Origin of the sequence: Sphingorhabdus sp. EL138 (assembly GCF_945862485.1) — a bacterium.
Taxonomy (GTDB): Bacteria; Pseudomonadota; Alphaproteobacteria; order Sphingomonadales; family Sphingomonadaceae; genus Sphingorhabdus_B.
The window spans coordinates 46,628-72,152 of sequence record NZ_CAMAYF010000009.1; the positions used below are offsets into that span (position 1 = coordinate 46,628).

27 protein-coding genes are annotated in these 25,525 nt (G+C 55.2%); 17 read left to right on the forward strand and 10 right to left on the reverse strand.

Annotation, left to right across the window (positions count from 1 at the left end; all coding sequences use genetic code 11):
• The first annotated feature begins 199 nt into the window (after positions 1–199).
• From secE to rplA, 4 genes are all read left to right on the forward strand, one after another.
• Entirely contained in the window at positions 200–400 is a 201-nt protein-coding gene (secE, locus tag Q0O33_RS05795; protein ID WP_125229785.1) for a preprotein translocase subunit SecE, read from the forward strand.
• A gap of 41 nt (positions 401–441) precedes the next feature.
• Positions 442–978, forward strand: a complete 537-nt coding sequence (gene nusG / locus Q0O33_RS05800) for a transcription termination/antitermination protein NusG (RefSeq protein ID WP_295497230.1) — start codon at positions 442–444, stop codon at positions 976–978.
• A gap of 230 nt (positions 979–1,208) precedes the next feature.
• The gene (gene rplK, locus Q0O33_RS05805) at positions 1,209–1,640 is read left to right on the forward strand and encodes a 50S ribosomal protein L11 (RefSeq protein WP_125229783.1); all 432 of its coding nucleotides are present in this window, start codon (positions 1,209–1,211) and stop codon (positions 1,638–1,640) included.
• Positions 1,641–1,644: 4 nt separating this feature from the next.
• The gene (rplA, locus tag Q0O33_RS05810) at positions 1,645–2,340 is read left to right on the forward strand and encodes a 50S ribosomal protein L1 (protein WP_295497232.1); all 696 of its coding nucleotides are present in this window, start codon (positions 1,645–1,647) and stop codon (positions 2,338–2,340) included.
• Positions 2,341–2,399: 59 nt separating this feature from the next.
• On the opposite strand, the gene Q0O33_RS05815 is transcribed toward rplA, so the two are convergent.
• Positions 2,400–3,314, reverse strand: a complete 915-nt coding sequence (locus Q0O33_RS05815; protein ID WP_295497234.1) for an EamA family transporter — start codon at positions 3,312–3,314, stop codon at positions 2,400–2,402.
• 428 nt (positions 3,315–3,742) lie between these two features.
• On the opposite strand from Q0O33_RS05815, the gene rplJ reads away from it, so the two are divergent.
• Together rplJ and rplL are read left to right on the forward strand one after the other, a co-directional pair.
• Positions 3,743–4,258 (forward strand): 50S ribosomal protein L10, encoded by a 516-nt coding sequence (rplJ, locus tag Q0O33_RS05820; RefSeq protein ID WP_295497236.1) that lies wholly within the window; start codon positions 3,743–3,745, stop codon positions 4,256–4,258.
• A 74-nt stretch (positions 4,259–4,332) separates the two neighbouring features.
• The gene (gene rplL / locus Q0O33_RS05825; RefSeq protein WP_295497238.1) at positions 4,333–4,704 is read left to right on the forward strand and encodes a 50S ribosomal protein L7/L12; all 372 of its coding nucleotides are present in this window, start codon (positions 4,333–4,335) and stop codon (positions 4,702–4,704) included.
• Positions 4,705–4,831: 127 nt separating this feature from the next.
• Here rplL and Q0O33_RS05830 read toward each other — a convergent pair whose 3' ends face one another.
• The 4 genes from Q0O33_RS05830 to Q0O33_RS05845 form a co-directional block, all read right to left on the reverse strand.
• Entirely contained in the window at positions 4,832–5,557 is a 726-nt protein-coding gene (locus Q0O33_RS05830; RefSeq protein ID WP_295497240.1) for a class I SAM-dependent methyltransferase, read from the reverse strand.
• 19 nt (positions 5,558–5,576) lie between these two features.
• A complete protein-coding gene (locus Q0O33_RS05835) occupies positions 5,577–6,041 on the reverse strand; it encodes a thioesterase family protein (protein ID WP_295497242.1) in 465 nt (154 codons plus the stop codon).
• A gap of 1 nt (position 6,042) precedes the next feature.
• Entirely contained in the window at positions 6,043–7,254 is a 1,212-nt protein-coding gene (locus Q0O33_RS05840) for an LL-diaminopimelate aminotransferase (RefSeq protein WP_295497244.1), read from the reverse strand.
• An 86-nt stretch (positions 7,255–7,340) separates the two neighbouring features.
• A complete protein-coding gene (locus Q0O33_RS05845) occupies positions 7,341–9,185 on the reverse strand; it encodes a DEAD/DEAH box helicase (RefSeq protein WP_295497246.1) in 1,845 nt (614 codons plus the stop codon).
• Positions 9,186–9,284: 99 nt separating this feature from the next.
• On the opposite strand from Q0O33_RS05845, the gene Q0O33_RS05850 reads away from it, so the two are divergent.
• From Q0O33_RS05850 to Q0O33_RS05890, 9 genes are all read left to right on the forward strand, one after another.
• Positions 9,285–10,925 (forward strand): alpha/beta fold hydrolase, encoded by a 1,641-nt coding sequence (locus Q0O33_RS05850; protein WP_295497248.1) that lies wholly within the window; start codon positions 9,285–9,287, stop codon positions 10,923–10,925.
• A 62-nt stretch (positions 10,926–10,987) separates the two neighbouring features.
• Positions 10,988–12,181: an acyl-CoA dehydrogenase family protein gene (locus Q0O33_RS05855; protein ID WP_295497250.1), complete on the forward strand. Its 1,194-nt coding sequence runs from the start codon at positions 10,988–10,990 to the stop codon at positions 12,179–12,181.
• 136 nt (positions 12,182–12,317) lie between these two features.
• A complete protein-coding gene (locus Q0O33_RS05860) occupies positions 12,318–13,457 on the forward strand; it encodes an acyl-CoA dehydrogenase (RefSeq protein ID WP_295497252.1) in 1,140 nt (379 codons plus the stop codon).
• A gap of 283 nt (positions 13,458–13,740) precedes the next feature.
• On the forward strand, positions 13,741–14,190 hold the full coding sequence (locus tag Q0O33_RS05865) for a phasin family protein (protein WP_295497254.1): 450 nt from the start codon (positions 13,741–13,743) through the stop codon (positions 14,188–14,190).
• Between the two features lie 217 nt (positions 14,191–14,407).
• Positions 14,408–14,737 carry an ATP-dependent Clp protease adapter ClpS gene (gene clpS, locus Q0O33_RS05870; RefSeq protein ID WP_366048331.1) on the forward strand — a complete coding sequence of 110 codons (330 nt, stop codon included), beginning with the start codon at positions 14,408–14,410 and terminating at the stop codon, positions 14,735–14,737.
• Complete coding sequence (locus Q0O33_RS05875) at positions 14,734–15,462, forward strand: SDR family NAD(P)-dependent oxidoreductase (RefSeq protein WP_295497256.1); 729 nt, start codon at positions 14,734–14,736, stop codon at positions 15,460–15,462. The genes clpS and Q0O33_RS05875 overlap by 4 nt, the downstream gene beginning before the upstream one ends.
• On the forward strand, positions 15,463–16,065 hold the full coding sequence (locus Q0O33_RS05880) for a 2-hydroxychromene-2-carboxylate isomerase (RefSeq protein WP_295497258.1): 603 nt from the start codon (positions 15,463–15,465) through the stop codon (positions 16,063–16,065).
• Positions 16,066–16,101: 36 nt separating this feature from the next.
• A complete protein-coding gene (gene murA / locus Q0O33_RS05885; RefSeq protein ID WP_295497260.1) occupies positions 16,102–17,382 on the forward strand; it encodes a UDP-N-acetylglucosamine 1-carboxyvinyltransferase in 1,281 nt (426 codons plus the stop codon).
• Positions 17,383–17,509: 127 nt separating this feature from the next.
• Positions 17,510–18,091, forward strand: coding sequence for a LuxR C-terminal-related transcriptional regulator (locus Q0O33_RS05890; RefSeq protein ID WP_295497262.1), 582 nt, complete (start codon positions 17,510–17,512; stop codon positions 18,089–18,091).
• Positions 18,092–18,173: 82 nt separating this feature from the next.
• Here the strand turns inward: Q0O33_RS05890 and Q0O33_RS05895 are convergent, their stop codons facing one another.
• The 5 genes from Q0O33_RS05895 to Q0O33_RS05915 all read right to left on the reverse strand — a co-directional run bounded on the left by Q0O33_RS05895 (position 18,174) and on the right by Q0O33_RS05915 (position 23,489).
• Positions 18,174–18,401, reverse strand: a complete 228-nt coding sequence (locus Q0O33_RS05895) for a ribbon-helix-helix domain-containing protein (RefSeq protein ID WP_295497264.1) — start codon at positions 18,399–18,401, stop codon at positions 18,174–18,176.
• A gap of 13 nt (positions 18,402–18,414) precedes the next feature.
• Positions 18,415–19,137 carry an acetoacetyl-CoA reductase gene (gene phbB / locus Q0O33_RS05900; protein WP_295497266.1) on the reverse strand — a complete coding sequence of 241 codons (723 nt, stop codon included), beginning with the start codon at positions 19,135–19,137 and terminating at the stop codon, positions 18,415–18,417.
• 106 nt (positions 19,138–19,243) lie between these two features.
• Entirely contained in the window at positions 19,244–20,242 is a 999-nt protein-coding gene (gene hemH, locus Q0O33_RS05905; protein WP_295497280.1) for a ferrochelatase, read from the reverse strand.
• Positions 20,242–22,518 carry a molybdopterin cofactor-binding domain-containing protein gene (locus Q0O33_RS05910; RefSeq protein ID WP_295497268.1) on the reverse strand — a complete coding sequence of 759 codons (2,277 nt, stop codon included), beginning with the start codon at positions 22,516–22,518 and terminating at the stop codon, positions 20,242–20,244. The genes hemH and Q0O33_RS05910 overlap by 1 nt, the downstream gene beginning before the upstream one ends.
• Positions 22,515–23,489, reverse strand: coding sequence for an Mrp/NBP35 family ATP-binding protein (locus tag Q0O33_RS05915; RefSeq protein ID WP_295497270.1), 975 nt, complete (start codon positions 23,487–23,489; stop codon positions 22,515–22,517). Before Q0O33_RS05915 ends, Q0O33_RS05910 begins: the two co-directional genes overlap by 4 nt.
• A gap of 101 nt (positions 23,490–23,590) precedes the next feature.
• Here Q0O33_RS05915 and Q0O33_RS05920 point away from each other — a divergent pair, with 101 nt between their 5' ends.
• Complete coding sequence (locus Q0O33_RS05920; protein WP_295497272.1) at positions 23,591–24,679, forward strand: protease modulator HflK; 1,089 nt, start codon at positions 23,591–23,593, stop codon at positions 24,677–24,679.
• The gene (locus Q0O33_RS05925; RefSeq protein ID WP_295497274.1) at positions 24,676–25,521 is read left to right on the forward strand and encodes a protease modulator HflC; all 846 of its coding nucleotides are present in this window, start codon (positions 24,676–24,678) and stop codon (positions 25,519–25,521) included. The genes Q0O33_RS05920 and Q0O33_RS05925 overlap by 4 nt, the downstream gene beginning before the upstream one ends.
• The last annotated feature ends 4 nt before the right edge of the window (positions 25,522–25,525 follow it).

Consider the following 25,525-nt stretch of genomic DNA (forward strand, 5'->3'; position numbering starts at 1 on the left):
ATAGTTCAAGGCACTTCAACATCGCTTAAATAGCCAAAGCGCTTTCCTAAACGGACTTGCCCAGTTTTGTTTGGTATCTTGCGTTGCGGCGAATCCATCGCTACAGACCTATTCTTTCCGAAATAGGAACCTATATCGCTCTCGACCCGCCGGTCGGAGCGCTGGCGGCTATCCTCGGGATCGAACAGGAAGAAACGATATGGCAAAGAATAGCCCCGGTGAATTCATCCGTCAGGTACGGACCGAAATCGGCAAGGTAGTATGGCCAACAAGGCAGGAAACCGTGCAGACCGCTATCATGGTTCTGATCATGACGATCATCCTTGCCATCTTCTTTTTGGGCGTCGACGCGGTATTTGCCGCAATCGTAAAGGGACTGCTCGCGCTCGCCGAAGGCTAAGCGCAGACCCTTGAGAGAGTTTTGGGGAAAAGAAAGATATTATGGCACGCTGGTACATCATTCACGCTTATTCGGGTTTTGAGAACAAGGTCCGCGACCAGATTCTGGCCGAGGCCGAGCGCATTGGTCTTTCGCAATTGGTCGAAGCTATAGAGGTTCCGACCGAACAGATCACCGAAGTGCGTCGCGGCAAGAAGATCAAGGCAGAGCGGAAATTCTTCCCCGGCTATGTTCTTGCAAAGCTGAATATGAACGATGATGTGTACCATTTGGTCAAGAACACGGCAAAGGTCACGGGCTTTCTGGGCGCTGGCAACAAGCCGCAGCCTATCACCGAAGCAGAAGCCGCCCGCATCCTGAACACGAAGCAGGAACTCGAAGCCGCACCCAAGAAGCGCGTTTCGGTCGACTATGAAATTGGTGATCAGGTCAAGGTGCTTGGCGGACCATTTGCAAGCTTCAACGGCTTGGTCGAAGAACTCGACTTCGACAAGAACCGCGTCAAGGTATCGGTTAGCATTTTTGGCCGTGCAACGCCGGTCGAGCTGGACTTTGAAGAAGTTGAATTGATGAAGTGATGATCCGCTCCCGTCATGGGAGTGGAGATGGATGTCGGCAATCAGCCCAGCCATAGGCGCGGCTTGCTTTTCCGGCGCATTTCACTTATTCGCCCCCCTCTGCTGATGAGAATCAGTAGAGCCCGTGCGGGAGGTTGTTACCAAAGAGATTTGTATACGACTGTTTGACCGCTTAATTTGACCCGTTTTTGCCTCGGCAATTTTGGGGAAAGAATGAAAGGACGCCATATATGGCAAAGAAAATTGACGGCTATATCGGCCTGCAAGTTCCTGCAGGTTCAGCCACACCATCCCCGCCCATCGGCCCAGCTTTGGGTCAGCGTGGCGTGAACATCATGGAATTCTGCAAGCAGTTCAATGCGGCGACCGCCGATATGGAAAAAGGCACGCCGATTCCAACCAAAATCACCGTTTTTGCGGACAAGAGCTTCACCTTTGCAATGAAGTCACCGCCTGCGACCTTTTTAATTAAGAAGGTTTTGGGTCTGAAGTCCGGTTCGAAAGAACCAGGCAAGGTGACTGCTGGTAAAATTACCCGTGCACAATTGGAAGAAGTCGCGACCATCAAAATGGCCGACCTCAACGCGAACGACATGGACGCGGCCGTAAAAATCATCGCAGGCTCGGCTACCGCCATGGGCCTCGAAGTCGTGGAGGGTTGAGAACATGGCAAAGCTAACCAAAAAAGCAAAGTCGCTCGCGCATCTCGATGCGGACAAGCTCTACAGTGTTAATGAAGCGCTGAAGACCATCAAGGAACTGGCGACCGCCAAATTTGACGAAACCATCGAAGTTGCGATGAACTTGGGCGTTGACCCACGTCATGCCGACCAAATGGTGCGCGGCATGGTTTCGCTTCCTGCTGGTACTGGTAAGGAAATGAAGGTTGCCGTATTCGCACGTGGCGACAAGGCGACTGCTGCGACTGCTGCGGGTGCTGACAAAGTCGGCGCAGAAGACCTGATGGAAGATATGCTGGCGGGCAATCTCGATTATGACCGCGTCATTGCAACGCCGGACATGATGGGCATCGTTGGCCGCTTGGGTAAGACCTTAGGTCCAAAGGGCCTGATGCCTAACCCAAAGCTGGGCACAGTCACCATGGACGTTGCTGAAGCCGTTAAGGCGGCAAAGGCCGGTCAGGTTGAATTCCGCGTTGAAAAGCAAGGCATCATCCACAGCGGCATCGGTAAGAAAAGCTTCTCCGATTCCGACCTGCGCAAGAATTTCGACGCATTGGTCGATGCAATCATCAAGAACAAGCCAACCGGATCAAAGGGCAAATATGTTCGCCGCGTGGCAATCAGCTCGTCGATGGGCCCAGGCCTCAAGATTGATCTGGCAGACGTCGCTGGCGCTTAAGCGTTTCGCCGTATGAACAAAAAAGGGGCTGGAGGGAAACCTTCAGCCCTTTTTTATTGTCAGCTGTTTGTAGCCTTCCTTTTGACGGCATATCGCGGCCATAAAAGGCTTAATGCTAATCCGCCCATGACGAGGGCAGCCGCCAGCAACTTCCAACTTTGCAAGGGTTCGCCCAGAAACAAGGCCGATGCGCCTATCCCGAATACCGGCACAAGCAAGGCCATGGGCGCCACAGTTGCCGCTGGATGCCGCGCCAGCAACCATCCCCATACGCCATAGCCGAACATGGTATTGCCCACCGCCTGCCACACCACGGCAGCCCATGTTGTGGGCGTCGCGGCGTGCACACCCGCCATCAAGGCGGGCACCCCTTCAAACAGCAACGCGAGAAGGAACAAAGGCGGCACCGCAAAAATGCTGGCCCAGACCACATAAGCGAGCATGTCCACCTTGCCCGCCGCCCGCGACACCATATTCCCGTTCGACCAACAAAAGGCGGCGGTTACCACAAGCCCCAGCCCCAAGGGCGTCGCGCTGCCGTTCGAATGGGTCAGGATGACAGCAAGCCCACTGGTCGCCAGCGCGAGCGCTGCCCATTGAAAACCGCGCACCCGCTCACCCGTCAGCCGCATTGATAGGGCGATGGTGAAAAACACCTGTATCTGGACCACTAGGGACGCAAGACCGGGTGTAATGTCGTTCTTCATCGCCAGAAAGAGCAGACCAAATTGCCCAGCACCGATCAGCACGCCATAAGCCGCAAGATTGGACACGGGCACCGCCGGCCGTTTCAGGAAAAACGCGGTTGGCAAAAACGCGCAGGCAAAACGCAAGGTGGCAAGCCATAAGGGCGGCAAGTGTTCCAGCGCCAATTTGATGACAACGAAGTTCGTTCCCCATACCGCCATCACCGCCAAGGCGAGCAGAAGATGCAGACGGGGCACGATGGAGGTTTGCGACATGCCCAACGCCATAGTTACTCCGTCAATTTTTACGAACAGTTTTGCGTAAGGACTTAATCCAACGCGATGATCTCCACCGGCAGATCATCGGCTTTTGTCCCGCCATATTGTTCGGGCCAGTGCGCAAACGGACGCGACGCCGCTTGACTCTCCCCCCAACCCTGCTAGTTGCACCCCTGTTCGGTGGAGCGACGGCTTCACCGGCAACCGTCCGAGACAGTTGGTGATGGGAATTTGCCCATCTTAATGTCCAGCCTAGACGGGGATAGAGATTTCAGGATTGGCTTTGCCATCCTTCGCCACTGCTCCGACAATCTGTCGTGTGCGTTCGGCATGAAACTTCCCCACGGACCAAGTCAGCGCAAGTGCCCATCCGGGTGCTTCGCTTTTCGTGTTGGGCTTGCTCGGTTCGCCGGGACGGCCCGAATAAGGAGTAATGCATGAACCGTTCTGAAAAGACCGAAACAGTTGCATCGCTGAACGCCACTTTTAATGAAGCGGCGGTTGTTGTTGTTACCCGTAATCTCGGGCTGACAGTTGCACAATCGACCGACCTTCGTTTGAAGATGCGCGATGCGGGCGCAACATATAAGGTTGCCAAGAACCGTCTTGCCAAAATCGCCCTTGAGGGAACGTCATATGGATCGGTAGCAGAATTGCTTACCGGACCTACGGCGCTCGCCACATCGTCGGACCCGGTCGCCGCTGCAAAGGTTGCTGTCGAGTTCGCCAAAACCAATGACAAACTTGAAATTGTCGGCGGTGCGATGGGTAGCACTTTCCTCGATGTAAACGGTGTAAAGGCTCTGGCTTCATTGCCATCGCTCGATCAACTGCGCGCGACGCTTATCGGGCTTGTACAAGCACCGGCAACGAAAATCGCTCAGCTTTCGACCGCACCGGCTGCGAAATTGGCACGGGTATTTGGTGCCTATGCTGACCAAAAGGCAGCGTAACTTTTTACATGAAACCGGCGGCGTCCATTTGGGCGAGCCCTACAGATATGACAGAAAATCGGAGTGTTATTTAAATGGCTGATATTGAAAAGCTCGTAGACCAACTTTCGGCTTTGACCGTTCTTGAAGCGGCTGACCTTGCAAAGGCTTTGGAAGAAAAGTGGGGCGTTAGCGCCGCTGCTGCTGTTGCTGTTGCTGGCCCTGCTGCCGCTGCTGCACCTGCTGCTGAAGAGCAGACTGAATTCGACGTTATCCTGACCGGCGACGGCGGAAACAAGATTGCCGTCATCAAGGAAGTCCGCGCAATCACTGCACTTGGTCTGACTGAAGCAAAGGCTCTCGTTGAGTCCGCGCCAAAGGCGATCAAGGAAGGCGTAAACAAGGCAGAAGCCGAAGACATCAAGGCGAAGATCCTTGCTGCTGGCGGAACCGTAGAACTGAAGTAATTCAGTCTCCCTTTGGGGATATACAAAAGGGGCGGTCTAGCGATAGGCCGCCTTTTTTTGTGCCAAAAGCGGACGCGGTTGATATCCGTGCGGCGTCCTCATCGATTTTGATGGCGACTAAGAAACCTCAGGATTGCGGATAACGGCTGGCGCAGGTCCGTATGGCCGATGGTTCAGGCCGCGCGCCGCTGACTTCAAAACGCGCAATATAACCGCCAAGCTTCAATTGCTCGGTAAAGCCGGTCAGGCGATAACCGACCGCCTCAAATTCACAGAATAACAACTTTGGCGCTATGCCGTGGCGGTCGGTCGCGCGGTCACGGTCGACGACTATCACTTGCCCGCCTTTTGCCAGCGCAGGCCGCATCCGCCACAGAAACGCATAAGGCTCTTCGATCTCATGGTACATATGCACCATGAATATCCGGTCAAAGCTGTTCTCCGGTAGGCGGGGATCGTCAACCGCACCTTCCTTGATTGCGACATTGTCGAGCTGCTCACGCGTGACGCGTTCCCCAAGTCGATCAAGCGCGCCGCGATTAATGTCCTGCGCCAAAACGCGGCCTTTGGGGCCAACGCGCTCGGCAAGGCGCATGGTGTAATAGCCCTCGCCTGCGCCAATGTCCGCAACGGTGGTCCCCAACTCAATGCCCGCCCAATCCATGACATATTCGGCTTCGCCCGCTTGGTCACGGGCAGCCTCCGTTGAAAACTCCGTGTCGCCAGCCGCCGATACCGTGCGATCAGGGCGGGGAAATTCTACCGCGCGTGCATTTTGTGCGTCCGACGCACTTTGTTGGCAGCCGCCGACAAGCGCCATCGCCAGCGTTAGTAATATCATCTTCGCGGTCATGGCATGACGGCCCAATGCCTCAAGCCTCGGCCAGAGCAGACGGCTTATGGGTTGCTTGGCTGTCGAACGCTGTAAAAACGCCCTTCACCCAATCGGGCAACGGGATGGGACGATGCACGTCGAGATCCACATGCACGCTGACCAAATCCACCGTAGCGCGCAAATCGTCGGAACCATCTTCGGTGAGCCCGTGAATTTCAACGAACTGCGTCATGCTTGTGCGCCCCGTTGCGATGGTCCGCGCCATGACTTCAATCATCTCATCCGGCTTAATCGGTGCAAACCATGTGACGGTGGCTTTCTTCACATGAAATTCCATCGGCGCACCATCGGCATAATGGCGAAACTTTACCGCACGCCAATATTCGGTAATCGCGATATCCGCATAATCGAGATACCGGGCGTTGAAGACAACGCCTTGCGCGTCAGTTTCGGACCAGCGCACGCGCAAGCTATGATGAAAAGCAAAGTCGCCACGTGCCATGTCAGATCGCCTTGGACTGCGCAGGGGTGTTGACGCCCATGGATTGTAAATAGCGTTTCACATTGCGCGCAGCCTGCCGCAACCGGTGTTCATTTTCGACCATCGCAATGCGGACATAGCCTTCTCCATCTTCGCCGTAGCCAACGCCCGGCGCAACAGCGACCTTCGCCTCTGTCAGCAACTGCTTCGAAAATTCAAGGCTGCCCAAATGCGCGAGCGCGGGCGGCAAGGGTGCCCAGGCAAACATCGACGCCTTAGGCGGCGGAATATCCCAACCGGCCCGTCCGAACGCCTCGACAAGGATATCGCGGCGTTTGTGGTAAAGCTGGCGGTTCTGCTCAACAATGTCCTGCGGCCCGTTGAGCGCGGCGCAGGCTGCTGCCTGAATGGGGGTGAAGGCACCATAATCCAGATAGCTTTTCACGCGGGTCATCGCCGCAATCAGGTCGCGATTGCCAACAGCAAAACCAACGCGCCATCCAGCCATCGAATATGTTTTGGACAAGGACGTGAATTCGACGGCCACATCCTTGCCGCCTTTGACTTGCAAAATCGATGGAGTCGGATTGCCGTCAAAATAGAGTTCGGAATACGCAAGGTCAGACAATATCAAGACCTTATTGTGCTTCGCCCATGCAACCAGCCGTTCGTAAAAGGCCAAATCAACGGTCTCGGCAGTGGGATTTGACGGGTAGTTTACGACCAATATCGACGGACGCGGCACAGTAAAGGCCATGGCACGCTCCAGCGATCGGAAGTAATTTTCGTCGGGCGTGGTTGGCACCGAACGGATCGTTGCGCCTGCAATGATGAAACCGAAAGTGTGAATAGGGTAGCTCGGGTTCGGTGCCAGAACCACATCGCCCGGCGCAGTGATCGCCGTGGCAAGGCTTGCCAAGCCTTCCTTGGACCCCATGGTCACGACAACTTCATGTTCAGGATCCACATCGACCCCGAAACGACGCCCATAATAATTCGCCTGTGCTTTGCGAAGCCCTGGAATTCCCTTAGACGCGGAATAGCCATGGGCATCCGGCTTCTGCGCCACTTCGCACAGTTTTTCGATCACATGCGGCGGTGGCGGCAAATCAGGATTGCCCATGCCGAGGTCAATGATATCCTCACCCGCGCCGCGCGCCGCCGCACGCATCGCATTGACCTCAGCGATGACATAAGGTGGCAAGCGTTTGATGCGGTAGAATTCTTCGGACATAAGCTCCCGTTTCGGGTTGGTTAACTCAAGACCGCACTCATGCGCGAAGTTTTACCGCATTTCCAGAAAAACTATATGCGCATCAATTAACGCGGGCGGTTCCCTTTGGCCTTGTGCCTTACGCCATGCTTTGATGGGGGTGGACCATCCTTGCGGAAAGGACGTGCGCCGTCGCGGCTTGAACCACCGCCACGTGGTCCGTCTCCACGGAAGTTGCCGCCACGGGGTGGACCATCACCACGTGGTGGACCATCGCCCCGTGAATTAACACCAAGCTTCGCACGTTGCGGACGATCGCCATCGCGGCCCCTGCGCTTGTTTTCGCGTGCTGCTTCCCTTGGCGGACCATTGGCTTGGACAATTTCGACGTCATTGTCCTCCTCATGTCCCGGTTGTGCTATCGACTTAGCGAACTTGGCGACCGCAGCTGCCGCAATTCCGACATGGGTTTCATTAGCGGCAATGCGTATGGCACCAATGTCGTTCTTCGTCACGCCGCCACGGCGGCACAATAATGGCAATATCCATTTAGGATCGGCATTGTTACGGCGACCCACGTTCAGTTTAAACCAGACCGAATCGTCAAAGCCTGCGCGATGGTCGTCGCGTTGACGTTCACGGCTGCCGTCATCTAGCAAATCTTCAGCTTGCGGCATCTTGGCACGATGCACGCGCACTAAAGCGGCCGCGATGTCTTCGGCCGACATGGTTTCGAGCAAGCGGGCGCCCAGCGCGCGATCTTCGTCCTCAACCTCTACAGGAGTCAGAAGCGTTTCGAGCAGACGTTCATGGTCCTTGGCCCGAATGTCTGCAGCGGTCGGAACCTTGATCCAATCCGCCTCAATCTTTGCACCACGCAGCATGGATTCCACTCGCTTGCGGCGCTGATAGGGCACTATCAATACAGCAGTACCCTTGCGGCCTGCACGACCTGTACGGCCCGATCTATGCTGAAGCCCTTCGGCATCGCGCGGCAGTTCGACATGCACAACCAACGATAGGTTGGGCAAATCAATCCCGCGTGCGGCAACGTCGGTTGCAACGCAAACGCGCGCGCGTTGGTCACGCAAAGCCTGAAGTGCTTGGTTGCGTTCAGACTGCGAATGCTCACCCGATAAAGCCACAACGTTAAAGCCGCGCTCGGTCAGGCTGGCATGCAAGCGGCGAACATTTTCACGCGTGGCGCAGAACAATATGGCGGTCTCCGCCTCATGCAAACGCAGCAAGTTCACGACAGCGTTTTCGATGTCCGGCGGAGCAACCGTGACCACTTGATAGCTGATGTCGCCATGCCCGCGGTCTTCGCCAACGGTTGAAATGCGCAAAGCATCGCGCTGATATCGTTTTGCCAGAGACACAATCGGTTTCGGCATGGTGGCTGAGAACAGCAATGTCCGCCGCGCTTCCGGCGTAGCGTTCAAAATTTCCTCAAGCTCTTCACGAAAGCCCATGTCGAGCATTTCGTCCGCTTCATCCAAGATTGCGACCTTCAATGCCGACAGGTCAAGCGCGCCGCGCTCCAAATGGTCCCGAAGGCGTCCGGGGGTGCCGACAACGATCTGCGCGCCTTGATTCAATGTGCGCCGTTCTTTCGACGCGTCCATCCCGCCAACGCAGGTCGCAATACGTACGCCTGCTTTACCATAAAGCCACATCAATTCGCGGCTTACCTGCAAGGCAAGCTCGCGGGTCGGGGCAATGATGAGCGCCGCAGGCTCGCGTGCGAGGCTAACCATCCCACCATCAAGGATTTGGGGGGCCATAGCGAGGCCAAAGGCGACGGTCTTGCCCGAGCCAGTTTGTGCCGACACAACCAAGTCGCGTCCAACGGCCTCCTCTGTAATTACAGCGTTTTGAACGGGGGTCAGCGTAGTGTATCCACGCGCGGTGAGCGCTTCATCGAGAAGCGGAGATATGTTTTCAAATGTCATTATGGCGCGCCTTTGCGCTCTTTTTTACGCAATGTCCATGCTGCGCCGCACAACAAAACAATCTTCGACAATTTCATTTGCTTTGATATGCCTATCGTTATGGCCGACTCACCCGAAATCCCGCCCTTCATGGACCCTCAGCAGTTCATGAAGTTGTTTGAGCAAACGGCAATCGCGACGACCGACCCCCTAAAGGCGTATCACGCGGCGATGGATGCCTGGGGAACCGTGCTGGAACCGCTGGCCAAGGCTGGCCGTGATAAGCTCGATACGACTGATCGCCGTTTTGCCGCGCCCCAATGGGAGCACCCGGTATTCGACTTGGTCCGCCAAAGCTATCAGGTCATGTCCGAATATATGTTGGCCGCAGCTGACCAATTGGATGGCTTGTCCGAACAGGATAAAGCAAAAATGGGCTTTGCTCTGCGTAGCATCATCGAGGCAATGAGCCCTGCAAATTCACCCTTTACCAATCCGGTTGCACTCGAACGCGCCTTGGAGTCCAAGGGTGCGAGCCTGATGTCCGGGTTGCAGTACCTGATGCAGGACATGCAACGCGGACAGTTGACGCATACCGACCCTAACGCGTTTACCCTTGGCGAAAACATCGCCGCAACGCCGGGCAAGGTCGTGCACCAAACGCCTTTGTATCAGCTTATTCAATATGACCCGACCACGGAAAAGGTGCTGGAAACGCCGCTCATCATTTTCCCGCCATGGATCAACCGCTTTTATATTCTCGATTTGACGGCGGAAAAAAGCTTCATCAAATATTGCGTCGACCAAGGAATCACGGTTTTTATCGTGTCATGGAAATCGGCCGACGCTTCGATGAAGGACGTCATTTGGGATGACTATATCACGGCGCAGATCGACGCGATTGATACCGTGCGCAGCGCCCTTGATGTGCCAGATGTCCATACGATTGGCTATTGTGTTGCCGGTACGACCTTGGCGGCAACGCTCGCGGTCCTCGCGGCAACTGACACTGCTGACAAAGTGCGCAGCGCGACCTTTTTTACAGCACAGGTCGATTTTAGTTCCAGCGGGGAACTTTTGCATTTTATCGATGATCAACAGATTGCGATGACGGAGGCTTTGAGCGCACCGCAAGGCTATTTAGATGGCCGTTTCCTGGCGCTGACCTTCAACATGCTGCGCGGTAAGGATCTGATATGGTCCACTGTCGTCAAAAATTATCTGCTGGGCGAAGACTATCCCGCGTTCGATTTGCTGCACTGGAATGGCGACGTCACCAACCTGCCGGCCAAATGGCATCGCAACTATCTAGTAGACCTCTATCGCGATAACCGGCTGGTGAAGCCAAATGATTTGTCAGTACTCGGCACCCCGATTGATCTGCGCCGCGTGCAAACGCCAACCTATATTCAGGCTGGCCGCGAGGATCATATTGCGCCCGCCGAAAGCGTCTGGAAACTACAGGAGCATTTCACGGGTCCCACCAAATTCGTGCTGGCGGGCAGCGGTCATATTGCGGGTGTGGTCAATCCGCCTGCGCACCATAAATATCAATATTGGACCAATGACACATCGCCGCCCTCATTCGCGGCCTTCATTGCGGGTGCCACGGAGACGAAGGGTAGCTGGTGGCCCGATTGGCTGTCTTGGCTGACAGAGAAGGGCGACACCCGCGTGCCGGCAACCGGGCCGCGTCAACCCGGCCAAGGCACTCTTAAGGCCCTAGAATCGGCGCCAGGTAGCTATGTGAAGGCACGATGAGATTCAATTGACGTTTACGTAAACGTCGACTAATTCAGATTCAGCTTTTTAGGAGAATCGTGATGCAACTCGAATTCAGCCCCGCAGAAATCGCCTTCCAAAAGGAAGTGCGCAATTTCATCACCGAAAGTTACCCCGAAAATCTCCGCTCGGTGCAGGACGAAGAACATGATCTTTCGAAGGAAGATTTTCTGTCATGGCATCGCATTCTCGCCAAAAAGGGCTGGATCGCACCTGCATGGCCCGTCGAATATGGCGGTACTGGTTGGACCGCGACGGAGCGTTTCATCTGGTCCGAAGAACTGGCCTCCGCCGATTGCGTTGGTACGATGCCATTTGGCCTGTCGATGGTTGGTCCAGTGATCTACACTTTCGGCACGCCTGAGCAAAAAGCCAAATTCCTTCCCGGTATTTTGTCAGGCGATGATTGGTGGTGTCAGGGATATTCCGAACCCGGCGCTGGTTCCGACCTAGCATCGCTGCGCACCAAGGCTGTTCGTGACGGCGACCATTATGTCGTCAACGGCCAGAAAACCTGGACAACCATGGCGCAGCATGCCGACTGGGGCTTCTTCCTTGTGCGCACCGATCCCGATGCCAAGGCCCAAGAGGGCATTAGCTTCTTATTGATCGACATGAAGTCACCGGGCGTGACCGTCCGCCCGATTATCACCTTGGGCGGCGAGCATGAAGTCAACGAGGTCTGGTTGGAAGACGTCCGCGTGCCAGTTGAAAATCGCGTTTATGAAGAAAACAAGGGTTGGACCTGCGCGAAGTTCTTGCTGGCGCACGAACGCACTGGCATTGCCGCCGTTGCCCGTTCAAAGCGCGGCGTGGAGAAGATCAAGGCGATTGCCCGTACCGAACAGGATGGCGACCGCCCGTTGATTGCTAACCCATTTTTCAAGCGCAAAATTTCGGAACTTGAAATTGACCTCACGGCGCTTGAATTCACCGAATTGCGCAGCCTTGCCGGTGAGGCAGCGGGCAATGGCCCTGGCCCTGAATCGAGTTTGCTGAAAATCAAAGGCTCGGAAATCCAGCAGCGGATTACCGAACTCGCGCTCGAAGCCGTCGGCCATTATGGCGCGCCATATTTCCGTGGCTTTGGCGAAGGCGACAATGAACACCCCATTGGTCCAGATTATGCGCATCGCGCCGCGCCGACCTATTTCAACACCCGCAAGACGACGATTTACGGTGGATCAAACGAGATCCAACGCAACATCATCGCTAAGATGGTGCTGGGAATTTAATCCCGCTTGGAAACAAAAACTGTGTCACCCCCGACCCGCTCGGGGGTCCATGGTCTGAACCTTTGCCCAAACATGATGGTCAGGCCATGGATTCCCGCTTTCGCGGGAATGACAAAAAAATTGAGAGAGGCCTATAATGGATTTCAGCTACACCGAAACGCAGGACATGATCCGCGACACCCTGAGCCGTTTTTTGGCGGACACCTATGATTTCGATAGCCGCGGCAAGATGATTGCCAGCAGCATGGGACGTGACCCCGGCATTTGGAAAGCTTTGGCGCAGGATCTCGGCATGCTGGGCGCCTCGTTCAGTGAAGACCGGGGCGGCTTGGGTGGTGGTCATCTCGAAAACGCCTTGATCATGGAAGAGCTTGGCAAGGTCATCGCGATTGAGCCTTACCTCCAGACCGTCGTTCTGGGCGGTGGTGCGTTAAAGGCTGTCGGTGGCGCAGTTGCGGATGCCGTCATACCGGAAATCATCAATGGCAATGTCATTATTGCCTTTGCGTATGCAGAGCCACAGGGCCGCTATAACCTCGCCAATATCCGTACGATAGCCAAGAAGGACGGCGCGGGCTATGTTTTGAACGGCCATAAGGGTGTCGTATACGCCGCACCATGGGCAACGCATTTGCTCGTGACCGCGCGGACAGGCGGCGCGACCACCGATGTCAACGGCGTGTCCTTGTTCCTGATTGATGCCAATGCAAAGGGCATTGTCCGCCGCGATTACCCAACTGTGGATGGCTTCCAGGCGTCTGAAATCTATTTCGAAAACGCCGCTATTCCTGCTGACGCGTTGCTGGGTGACGAAGGCGCGGGCCTGCCGCTGATTGAACGCATCGTTGACGAAGCAACGGTTGCCGTCTGCGCTGAATCGTGTGGCGTGACTGCAAAGCTGCATCAGGGTACGTTGGAATATGCGCGTCAGCGCAACCAATTTGGTCAGCCAATCTCGCGCTTCCAAGTGCTTCAGCATCGCATGGTCGACATGTTCATGGAGGTTGAGCAATCAAAGTCCATGACCACAATGGCAATGCTTAAGCTCGATCTGCCAGCCGCCGAACGCATGGCCGCCGTATCAGCATGTAAGGCGAAAGTGTCACGTTCAGCAAAGTTTGTGGGGCAGAGCGCTATTCAAACACATGGCGGCATTGGCATCACACAGGAGCTGGCCATTGGTCACTTCTTTAAGCGAGCAACGATGATTGAGAACCAATTTGGTTCTGCGGATCACCATTATGAACGTTTTGAACGGCTGACTTTGGCGGATTAACAAACCAAAAGCCAATTTTGTGCACTGCACCATTTTTTGTTGACATAGTTTGCATTTGCATTTATTGTGCAGTGCAACACAACAGAAATGGTGCGTACACATGACTGCTAAGACAGAAACAAACACGCCAGCGAAAACTGCCAAAGTTGCGGTTTCAAAGCGTGTAGCTGTGAAAGCTGCTCCAAGCACCGTTGTGAAGACCAAGGTGGAAACACCTTTTGCTTCGCCGGCCCTGAAAACCGTGTCTGTTGAACCAACACCGATTGCTCAAGGAGTATCAAAAATGACTGACACTGTTAAAGCCACTGCAGAAAAAACCGCTGAAAAGGCAACCGAGTTTTTCGCTGACGTCCGCGAAAAGGCAACCGAGGCTGCCGAAAAGGGCAAGAAGTTTGCTGCTGAAGCCGTTGAATTCAACAAGGCAAATGTTGATGCCGTCGTTGAAGCTGGCAAGATTGTTGCCAAGGGCGCTCAGGAAATCGGCAAGACCAATATGGAATTCGCAAAGAAGAATTTCGAAGAAGTCCAGGTTGCCGTGAAGGAACTGACTTCGGTCAAGTCCCCAACGGATTTCGTCAAGCTTCAGGGCGAATTGGCCCGTAAGGGTTTAGACACTGCCGTTGCACAGGGCTCGAAAAACACGGAAGCGATGGTCAAGTTGGTCAGCGAAATGTTCCAGCCAATCTCGAACTGCATCGCGGCGACGACTGAGCTGTTCAAGAAAGCTGCATAAGCTTCCGAACGATATTGCACCGGTGGGTCATACACCTACCACCCTCTCTCTCCTCCTTTTGGCGGCAGGACGTCGAGATCACCCGGTGCAATTCCACAAAGCAACCGTCCTTTCCGTTAAAGAAAGGGCGGTTTCTTTTTGGTGCAAGAGAATAGATGACGAACGGGGCTTGCAGAGTCCCCCTCCTCTGACCTATTTTAGTCCGATGCAGATTTTAATGGCGCAAGACGATGATGAAAAAAATGGCGGCAGACCGGGGGTCGGCCTCGCCACGCGCACACGCCCAAAAACCCAAAAGCCAAGCCTTTATAAAGTGCTACTGCTGAACGACGATTACACGCCGATGGAATTTGTCGTGCATGTCCTCAAGGCGTTTTTTCAGATGGATACCGATCAGGCGACCCGTGTGATGCTGCATGTCCACCAAAAGGGCGTCGGCGTCTGCGGTATTTTCACCTATGAAGTGGCCGAAACCAAGGTTACGCAAGTGATGGACTTCGCGCAGAAGAACCAGCATCCGCTGCAATGCACGCTGGAGAAAGATTGAGTAAGGCAGCCCTAATCGTTGGCGCAGGTGACGCCACAGGTAGCTCTATCGCCAAGGCTTTTGCACGCGAAGGCTATGTAGCCTGCGTCAACCGCCGTGCGCGCAACGCCGACCAACTTGAAGCGCTTGCACAATCGATACGCGATGAGGGATATGAAGCCCGCGCTTACCCTGCTGACGCCCGGATCGAAGACGAAGTCGTAGCGATGGTCGATGCGATTGAACGCGACGTCGGGCCAATAGAGATCGCAGTTTTTAACATAGGCGCGAATGTCAATTTTTCCATACTCGATATGACCGCGCAAGTGTACCGCAAGGTATGGGAAATGGCGGCATTCGCTGGGTTCCTGATGGGTCGTGAGGCCGCGCGCCGCATGGTCGCGCGCCAATCGGGCACCATCATCTTCACAGGCGCAACGGCAAGTATGCGTGGCGGTAAAGGCTTCTCCGCCTTTTCTGGCGCAAAGGGCGCACTGCGGATGCTGGCGCAATCCATGGCGCGTGAGCTGGGTCCGCAAAACATTCATGTCGCGCACGTCATTATCGATGGCGGCATCGATACGGCCTTCATACGCGGTATCCGTCCGGATTTCGAGGCTGCAAAGGCAGCAGACGGCATATTGTCGCCCGACGCGATTGCCCTACAATATGTTGCCCTGCACAAGCAACATCGCAGCGCATGGACGCACGAAATGGACTTGCGCCCCTGGACGGAGAGTTTTTAGATGGCCAAAAGTTTTGAATTTCTTTTCGATTTTGGCGGACCAAATAGCTATTTGGCATACAAAATGTTGCCGGACCTGTGTGACCGAACCGGTGCAGAGGCCCTGTATGTGCCTATCCTGCTCGGTGGCTTGTTCAAGCTTACCAATAATCAGGCACCAATGATGCGCTATGCTGAAACGCCCGCCAAACAGAAATATGAGATGCTGGAATTTCAACGCTTCGTAAAAGCGCATGCGATACCGTTTAAGATGAATCCACGTTTTCCTCTCAACACACTACACGTGATGCGCGGCGCCTTTGCGGCACAGAGGCTTGGCTGCTTTGCGTCTTATGTGGACGTGGTCATGGCGGCGATGTGGCAAAACGGATCAGACCTGAGCGATCTCGATGTTGTGCGGGATGTTCTGAACGGGGCTGGCCTCGACAGCGGCGCGTTGCTGGCTCTGGCAGATGATCCTGAAGTGAAGGCCGAGCTTATAGCCAATACCGAGGCCGCCGCAAAACGCGGCGCATTTGGCGTACCGACCTTCTTTGTGGCTGACGAGATGTTTTGGGGCAAGGAACGGCTTGGGCAGGTTGAGGCGGCACTTACCAAATCCTAAGTTGCGCCGCATCCAATTCCCGCTAAATACATTGCGATGGATAAGATAATCGTGCGTGGCGGCAACGCCCTAAAAGGCAAAATTCCGATTTCAGGTGCGAAGAACAGTGCATTGACGTTGATCCCCTGCGCGCTGCTGACGGATGAACCGCTGACTTTGCGTAATTTACCGCGCTTGGCCGACATTGACGGCTTTCAGCATCTGATGAATCAGTTCGGGATTTCGACAACAGTTGCTGGGTCACGCCCCGAAGATTTCGGCCGGGTTATGACGTTGGAAGCTACGCGGATTACCAGTAACGTCGCGCCTTATGACCTAGTTCGCAAAATGCGTGCCTCTATCCTTGTGCTTGGTCCAATGCTGGCGCGCGCTGGTGAAGCGACTGTTTCGCTACCGGGCGGATGCGCAATCGGCAACCGGCCGATTGACCTTCACCTCAAGGCGCTGGAAGCCTTTGGCGTCGAGATTGAAGTGGCCGCCGGCTATGTCAAAGCCATTGCCAAAAAGGGCATTCCGGGTGGGACATACACATTTCCTGTCGTATCCGTCGGCGCGACCGAAAACGCTTTGATGGCGGCCAGTCTCGCCAAGGGCACATGCGTGCTGCGCAATGCGGCGCGCGAGCCGGAAATTGTAGACCTCTGCAACCTGCTCGTCGCCATGGGGGCGCAAATTGAAGGCATCGGCACATCCGATTTGATCATTCAAGGTCGGGACCGCCTTCATGGCGCAACCTACCGCGTGATGAGCGACCGTATCGAGGCCGGCAGCTACGCCTGTGCCGCTGCTATCACGGGCGGTGATGTCGAACTCGTCGGTGCAAAAGCCAGCGAGATGGACGCGACGCTGGATGCCTTGCGTCAAGCCGGTGCTAAGGTCAAAGATACGGGAACTGGCATTCGCGTCTCTTCAGATGGCAAATTAAAGCCGCTTACCATTTCCACGGCACCCTATCCCGGTTTTGCCACCGACATGCAGGCGCAGTTCATGGCCATGCTGTGCATGGCAGACGGCGCTAGTGTGCTTACCGAGACCATATTTGAAAACCGCTATATGCATGTCCCCGAACTTAATCGGATGGGCGCGCATATCGAGACAAAGGGCCGCACAGCGATTGTCCATGGGGTCAAAAAGCTTACTGGCGCGCCCGTCATGGCAACCGACTTGCGGGCGTCGATGAGCCTAGTGATCGCTGGATTGGTAGCAGAGGGCGAAACGCATGTTAGCCGACTCTATCATCTTGATCGCGGTTATGAACGGCTTGAGGAGAAGCTTCAGTTGGTCGGAGCGGACGTCGAACGGGTCGGCGCGGAGTGATACACAACGCTGCATATTGATTTATGGCACCAAGGAAGGGTTGCCAGTTTTGGATTCATACAGTATTAATCCCTAAGTGACAGACGAACATTTCTCAAAAACCATCGTAACAAGCAGCCATCCGGTTTTGGATTCGATTCTTTTTAGCCCGATTGCAACAGTCGTCAGCGACCCCACACAGCCTGACAATCCCCTGATTGCTGTAAATGCTGCCTTCTGCGCGCTGACCGGATATTCCGAAGCGGAATCGATTGGACGTAACTGTAGGTTCCTTCGTGGTCCCGACACCGAAAATGGTCAGACCGAGAAATTGCGCTCGGCGGTTTATGGTCAACGCCCTGCCTTGGCTGAGCTTATCAACTACCGCAAAGACGGGTCCCCCTTTCGCAACGCGGTCATGATTGCGCCATTATTTGATGATGAAGGAAAACTGGAGCTTTTCGTCGGATCGCAGATTGAGGTTCTGCCGGAAGAAGAGAGCATTGGCCTCGTGCGGCAACAAAAAGCGGCACAAATTGTTGACCGTCTATCGCCACGCCAGCGCGAAATATTGCAGCAAATGGCGCGCGGTTTCCGCACAAAGCAAATAGCCTACCGTCTGTCACTGAGTGAAAAAACGGTCCAAATGCACCGCATGTTAATGTTCAAAAAGCTTTCAACTTCAAACGCCGCAGACGCGGTGAGAATTGCGGTAGAAGCGGGTCTTTGATCCGACCTTACGGTTGCAAACTACCAGCCATATCTGGGCGAACAGAACAGTCTTAAAGATCCAGTGTTTTTAACCCGTCACATTAAATATGCGCCATGAGCCAGAGGCGAATGGCGCTTGCAAGGCCACAGGGCGTTCGCGATTCAAGCCGCGCGACATCAATCTGCGCCACCAAAGCATTAATCGGCAGGCCATCCGCCTCCGCAATCGCCCGAAGCCGATCCCAAAATAATGGTTCAAGACTGATTGACGTCTGATGCCCGGCTACGGTCATGCTTCGTTTCACAGGCGGGTGATAGATGTCGCTCAAGACCGGATGCCCATCAATACATATGCTGGCCACCGTTAATCGACAAGGTCGATCCGGTTATAAACCCAGCATTATCGCTGGTGAGAAATTCGACGCCACGCGCAATTTCTTCGGGCTGCCCAAGGCGGCCAACAGGGATCTGGGCGACAATCTTATCCATGACATTTTCAGGAATCGTCGACAGCATTTCCGTACCAATATAACCTGGCGCAATGGCATTAGCCGTAACGCCATGTCGTGCGCCCTCCGCCGCAAGGGATTTTGTAAAGCCATGAATGCCCGATTTGGCGGCGGCATAGTTCACCTGACCTATTTGCCCCCCTTGGCCGTTGACCGAGCCGATGTTGACAATGCGGCCCCATTTGCGCTCACGCATGCCCGCAAATACCGCCTTGGCCATGTTGAAGCAGCCCGTAAGATCAACGCGGATAACCTCATCCCATTGTTCAAACGTCATTTTAATCACTGTGGCGTCCCGCGTAATGCCCGCATTGTTGACCATGATGTCAATCTGGCCATATTCGGCTTCAATAGCGGCGCAGGCATCAATGCAACTTTTATGATCGCCTACGTCCCATTTCCGAACGGCGATGCCGGTACGCTCTGAGAAAGCCATTGCTGCGGCATCATTGCCGCCATAATTGGCGATTACCAAACGTCCCTTTTCTTGCAACTTTAGGCTAATCGCCTCCCCAATGCCTCTGGTGCCCCCTGTAACCACTGCCACCTTTGTCATGCGCCGCTCTCCTCGCTCAATTTTGACGATGATTACCGTGCACGCCCGTAAGCGCAAGTTGCCGTAAACGTTAGTCGGAAGAATTCATAAGCAGCTGTATCTGATGTTAAATCCAGCCAGCGAGTTCGCGACGGATGATGCTCTCTAACATGTTCATACCGACATCACTGTCGTTGAGGCATGGCATATACGCGTAATGCGTGCCGCCTGCTTCTTCGAACTGCTCATGGCCCTGCATGGCCAATTCTTCGAGCGTTTCGAGGCAATCAACGGAAAAGCCTGGCGCAAAAATTGCGACTTTCTTGGTGCCTTCGCGCGCCAACCGCATCAGCGTGTCGTCCGTTGCCGGTTCAAGCCATTTGGCACGACCGAAACGTGACTGGAAACTGACAACCAATGCGCGCCCCATAGCCTCAGACAACAAACGCGCCGTTTTCTGGCAATGGCAATGATAGGGATCCCCCAATTGCAATGTGCGTTCGGGCATGCCGTGGAAGCTAATGACGATAGCGTCGGGTTCGAAATCAAGTCCGGCCAGCGAAGCCTCAATCGACCTTTTCAGCGCGATAATATAGGCCGCATCATCATGATAGGCCGGCAGCGTTCGTATCGCGGGGTGCCAGCGCATAGCGGTCAATGCGGCATAGGCCTCATCCAATACAGTTCCCGTCGTTGCGCCGGAATATTGCGGATACATGGGCGCGATCAAAATCCGGTTGCACCCCGCAGCCTTCATGGCGGCAAGCTGATCGGCGACCGACGGGTTGCCATATCGCATGGCGTAGCGAACATCGGCAGTATCGCCCATGCGCGCCTGCAGCGCGTCGGCCTGTCCAGCAGTAAAAAATGCCAGAGGCGAACCCTTGTCAGTCCACACTTTTGCATAAGCCTTGGCAGATTTCTGGGGACGCGTATTCAAAATGATGCCACGCAAAATCGGTTGCCAGATGATCGGCGGAATTTCGACGACGCGGCGGTCGGATAGAAACTGCTTGAGGTAGCGTTTCACAGCAGGCGTCGTCGGCGCGTCCGGTGTCCCTAAATTTACAAGCAATACACCAATTTTCGGTGTTGCTACGGGGGGGTGATCAATCGGTAATGTCATCATAGTCCTCTGGACAATAAGGGTAATTCGCGCAGCCTAATACCGGCGGCGGAGAAAATGGCATTGGCAATAGCAGGTGCAACCGCGGGAACGCCCAATTCGGAAACGCCACCCGGCGCTTCATCGTTGCGCGCAAGTTTCACCGTGATTTCGGGTACATCGGCTAATTTGGGCAGATCGATATCGCGCAACCGCCGTGCGGTGGGAAGCCCGCTTTCAAAGTCGGTAGCAGATCCCAAGGCCTGAGCCAATCCAAACACGATGCCGCCTTCAATCTGCTGGCGCGCCAGATCGGGGTTAATTAAGCGGCCACAATCAGCCATCGCGTGAATGCGGTCCACACGCACGCCAGTCGCGCTATTGCGGGCAGTCACAATGATGGCAATATGGCTACCGCGCATGCTGTGGCACGCGATGCCACGCCCACTGCCCGACACGCCACCATCCCAGCCAGCCATCGTCGCCACACCTGTTAGGCATCGCGCCAAACGTGTCTGGCCAGCCAGCATTTGCATACGGAACGACAAGGGTTCAACCCCTGCCTTATGCGCCAGTTCATCGATAAATCCTTCAACGAAGAAGCAGTTATAGCTGTTGGCTAAGCCGCGCCATGGCCCAGTCGGCATAGGCATGGACACGGGGAAATGGTCGATAGTGATATTTGGTATGACGTAAGGAATTTGCGCGCCTTCCAGCGCCAGCACATCATATTGGCCGGATGCCGACTTACGCGCCTCGTCCGTTGATTGTCCGTCTATCCGGTTGGCAAGCTCACGCATACTGGACGCTGCAGCGACACGAACCGTTACGCCCGTCACCGCGCCATCCGCGTTCATGGCCGCCGAAAGCCGACCCAAAGCAGGACTGCGGACGTGATTGCGGACGAAATCTTCTGGACGGGACCATGTCAATTGGACGGGCCGGCCCACGGCCTTGGCAATCACCGCCACTTGCGCGGCTATGCTGTTGTCGAAATTACGGTCGAAGCTTCCACCAGCCATCACAGGATGGTGCACAACGTCATCGACGTTAATTCCAATGGCTTTGGCAGCGACTATACGCGCGGCTTGCGGCGCTTGGGTCGCGAGCCACAATTGTAGACGCCCATCCCTAAAGTCTGCTGTTGCCGATCGTGTCTCAATCGGTGCGTGCACCGCAGCGCCGACGGTATAATCTGCCTTGAATATCCGCGTGCCTGTTTCCGGCGCCATGGCGACATCAATATCCCCAAATTTGGTCGCGCGAAAGCCGGGGCCTTTGGCAATTGCATTGGACAAAGACTGCATGATTGCTGTGCTGTTTGCCATCCGGCCCTTGGTGCGGAACACGGGTGCCATGGCATCGAGGGCATTGTTTGCCGCCCACCAATTGCTTGCAACCGCCGCGACCCAGTTATCGGTCTTCACCACCTGCAGGACGCCACGCATTTTCAACGCAGCCTTCTCATTAGCCGACAACAGACGGGTGTCACCCGCTGGCCCAGCGCGAACCGACGCAAACAACATATCGGGCAAACGGACATCGCCAGCAAAACTGACACTGCCGTCCACCTTGGCCGACAGGTCAAGGCGCGGTGCATCGCGTCCCGACAGCCGGTTGCGTGCCGACGGGTTAAGTGGAATGGGCGACGGGACAGCAAGCGCCGATGCCTCAACCACCAATTCTGCAAAGGACAAGCGCCGTTGGCCAGAAATCACAAAACCACGATCGGTCCGGCATTGCTCCCATGCAATGCCCCAGCGCGCTGCTGCTGCCTGACACAATAAAGTCCGCGCCGCAGCGCCAGCTTCACGGCACGGTCTTTCGAACTGCCGGATTGAGGATGACCCGCCTGTCACTATAAACATGTCGCGGCGGGCGATTTCATTTATGCTGCTGGCAACGGGACCAATATCCGCATCTATGGAAATGTTTTCTGGTAAAAATGCCGGAGCCCACGCGCGCGCCAGCAATGTATTGGCAAAAATCGGACTGGCGGAAACCGGCTGCACCGCGACCGAGCGCCAGTCCGCCCCCAATTCACCGGCCACGATCTGCGCCAGCGCCGAATACACGCCTTGGCCAGACTCGCTCTGCGGGATGGCGACGATGACTTTGCCATCCTCCGCAATTTTCAGCCATGGACCAAAAAGATGCTCCCCATCCGCCAAACGCATGTTTGGCGCATAGCGACGCGGCCATAGGCCCCATGCCACCAAAAGTCCTATGCCTACGCCGCCGCCAACCAGCAGTTTCCGGCGGCTTATGCCGTCCTTTGCTGCTGGCGCTTCATTCATGCAGCGGTATCTTTCGGAGAATCAATCCACGCAGAGACTTGCCGCGCTATCGCAGCATAAGCGTCGCTAATCGGTCCTTCACCTAATGCCGGCGGCGTGCCAGCGTCGCTTTCCATCCGGATTTTAATGTCGAGTGGTATCCGTCCTAAGAACGGAATACCCAATTCCTTCGCTGCCGCCTCTGCCCCACCCGAACCGAAAGGATCGCTCATTTCCCCGCAATGCGGACACAGATACCCGGCCATATTTTCAACAAGGCCAATGATCGGTACTTTTGCCGTATCGAAAAAGCTGATGGCGCGCATCGCGTCAATGAGGGCAAGGTCCTGTGGCGTGGAGATGATGACTGCGCCGATAGGCTTATGCTTCTGGATCATGGACAATTGAATATCGCCCGTGCCTGGCGGCATATCAACCACGATGTCGCGGACATTGCCCCATTTGGCATCGACAAGTTGCGACAACGCATTACCCGCCATCGGTCCGCGCCATGCAATGGCTTGCCCCGGGTTGACCAATTGCCCCATGGACAGAAACGGCACGCCGCCCGCGCCCATCACAGGTATGATCATGTTGCCTTCGGCTTGGGGCTTCACGCCCTCCACACCCATCAATCTCGGTTGCGACGGGCCATAGATATCTGCATCCACCAGACCAACAGAACCGCCAGCGCGCGCCATGGCAATGGCAAGGTTTGTCGACAGCGTAGATTTGCCGACGCCGCCTTTGCCACTCGCCACCGCAATCAGGCGCGGCGTGATGCGTTCGGCGGTCAACATGACACGCACCGATTGCGCGCCGACCTGCGTGGCTGCCGTGCGGACATCGGCTTCGATTTCAGTGCGCTGTTCGGCATTTAAGCCGGACACGTCAAGCATCAGCGAGACCGCATTTTCGGTGACCTTCAAACCACTCGCGCGGTTCCCCACAACCGCAAAAATGGCATCGGAAAATATATCAAAATTGGACATGACTTGCCGAATAGATTCAGAATTGCGGGATTGACACTGTTTTTCTGAAAAACCGTTCCTATAAAGGTTTTATGAGCAGAAAATTTGACAAGCAAGGACCCGTGATTTTGGCAACAGATGGCAAAGGACCTTGGGATTCCTCCGATTCTGGGGAAACAAACGGCACAAGCAACCCAACCGGGAGCGGAGGCGGATCGAAGCCCGATCCCGTTAACCCGTGGGATCCAACACCCGAACCCGCCGGACGCACCCGTTCGCGCGGCCCATCGCTTGAGGATCTGCTGCGCAGAAAAGGCGGCGGATTTGGTGGTTTGCCGCAACGGCCCGATGGAAAAAGCTGGTTCCCGCTTATCATTGGCGCCCTCGTCGCTTTGTGGATCGTATGGACAAGCATCCATCGCATTGGCCCTGAACAAGAAGGCGTTGTGACGCAATTGGGTAAATATTCGCGTACAGTATCGCCCGGCATCCAGTTCACTTTGCCTGCGCCACTGCAAAGCATCACGAAAATCGATACGCAACAAATTCAGACGACATCTGTAGGCTCACCAAAGGCAAGCAGCGAGAATTTGGTGCTAACGAAGGACCAAAGTATCATCGACATGGCCTATGATGTCCGCTGGTCGATTAAAGATCCGGAGCTCTACCTGTTCCAACTCGACAGTCCGCAGGAAACAGTCAAAGAAGTGGCGGAAAGTGCCATGCGCGCCGCGGTTGCCAATTTTGATCTAACACAAGCTATTGGCCCCGGTCGTGGCGCGATCGAACTTGAGGTACGTCGCAGGATGCAACAGGTGCTCGATGAATATCGGGCAGGCGTGTTGATCCAGAGTATTTCGATCCGCCAGTCGGACCCCCCGGCCGAGGTCAATGACGCCTTCCGCGAAGTGAACGCGGCGCAGCAACGGCGCGAAAGCTATCTGAACGATGCCCGCGCTTATGCCAGCCGCGTGACCGAGCTTGCCTTGGGTGAAACCGCCGAGTTTGACAAAATTTACGTGCAATATCGTGCCGCACCTGAGGTGACGAAGCGCCGGTTATATTATGAAACCATGGAGCAGGTACTGGGTAAGGTTGACAAGACGATTGTCGAAACGGGCGGCGTAACGCCTTACCTGCCCATTCCCGAATTCCAGAAAAGAACGGCTCCAAAGGCCGAACCAGTGACCGTTACAGGGACGAAGCAATGACCAGCAGCCTCCTTCGCAATCCTATTTATCTCGCGTTTGGCGCAATCGGCGCGCTCATATTGATGAGCATGTCGGTGAATGTCGTTCCCGAAACCCAGCAAGCCATTATCAGCAGCTATGGTAAGGTCGACCGGATCGTGAACCCCTATAAGCCCGGCGAGAAATTCGGCGAAACACGCGCTGGACTTACCTTCCGTATTCCCTTTGTTGAACAGATCCAGATGATCGACAAGCGCGTCTTGAGCGTTCAAATGGAACAGCAGGAAGTGCTTTCCACCGACCAGTTGCGTTTGCAGGTGGATGCCTTTGCCCGGTTCCGAATTACCCAGCCCGCTGTGATGTATCGCACAATACGTACTGAAGATCGCCTGCGTGACCAATTGCGGACGATTTTGGGTTCATCGCTGCGCAACGAGCTTGGCAAGCGGACCTTTGCTGCCTTGTTAAGCGCCGAACGCGGCGAAGTCATGGAGAATATCCAGACTGCGTTAAACCGGGAAGCGCGTAAATATGGGGCCGAAGTCATTGACGTGCGCATCAAGCGTGCCGACTTGCCAGCGGCAACCCTACAATCGGCTTATAACCGTATGCGCAGCGCGAGAAACCAGGAAGCCATCGCCATCGACGCAGAAGGCCAAAAGGAAGCGCAAATTATCCGCGCTGACGCCGAAGCCGAAGCCGCCCGCATCTACGCGATAAGCTATGGCAAGGATCCGGCTTTCTATGATTTCTATCGCGCGATGCAGAGCTATCGTCAGACGTTCCAGAATGGTGAAGGTGCAAGCAATATCATCTTGTCACCGCAAAACGCCTATCTGGAAAAATTCCGTAAAGGCATTTAATCGA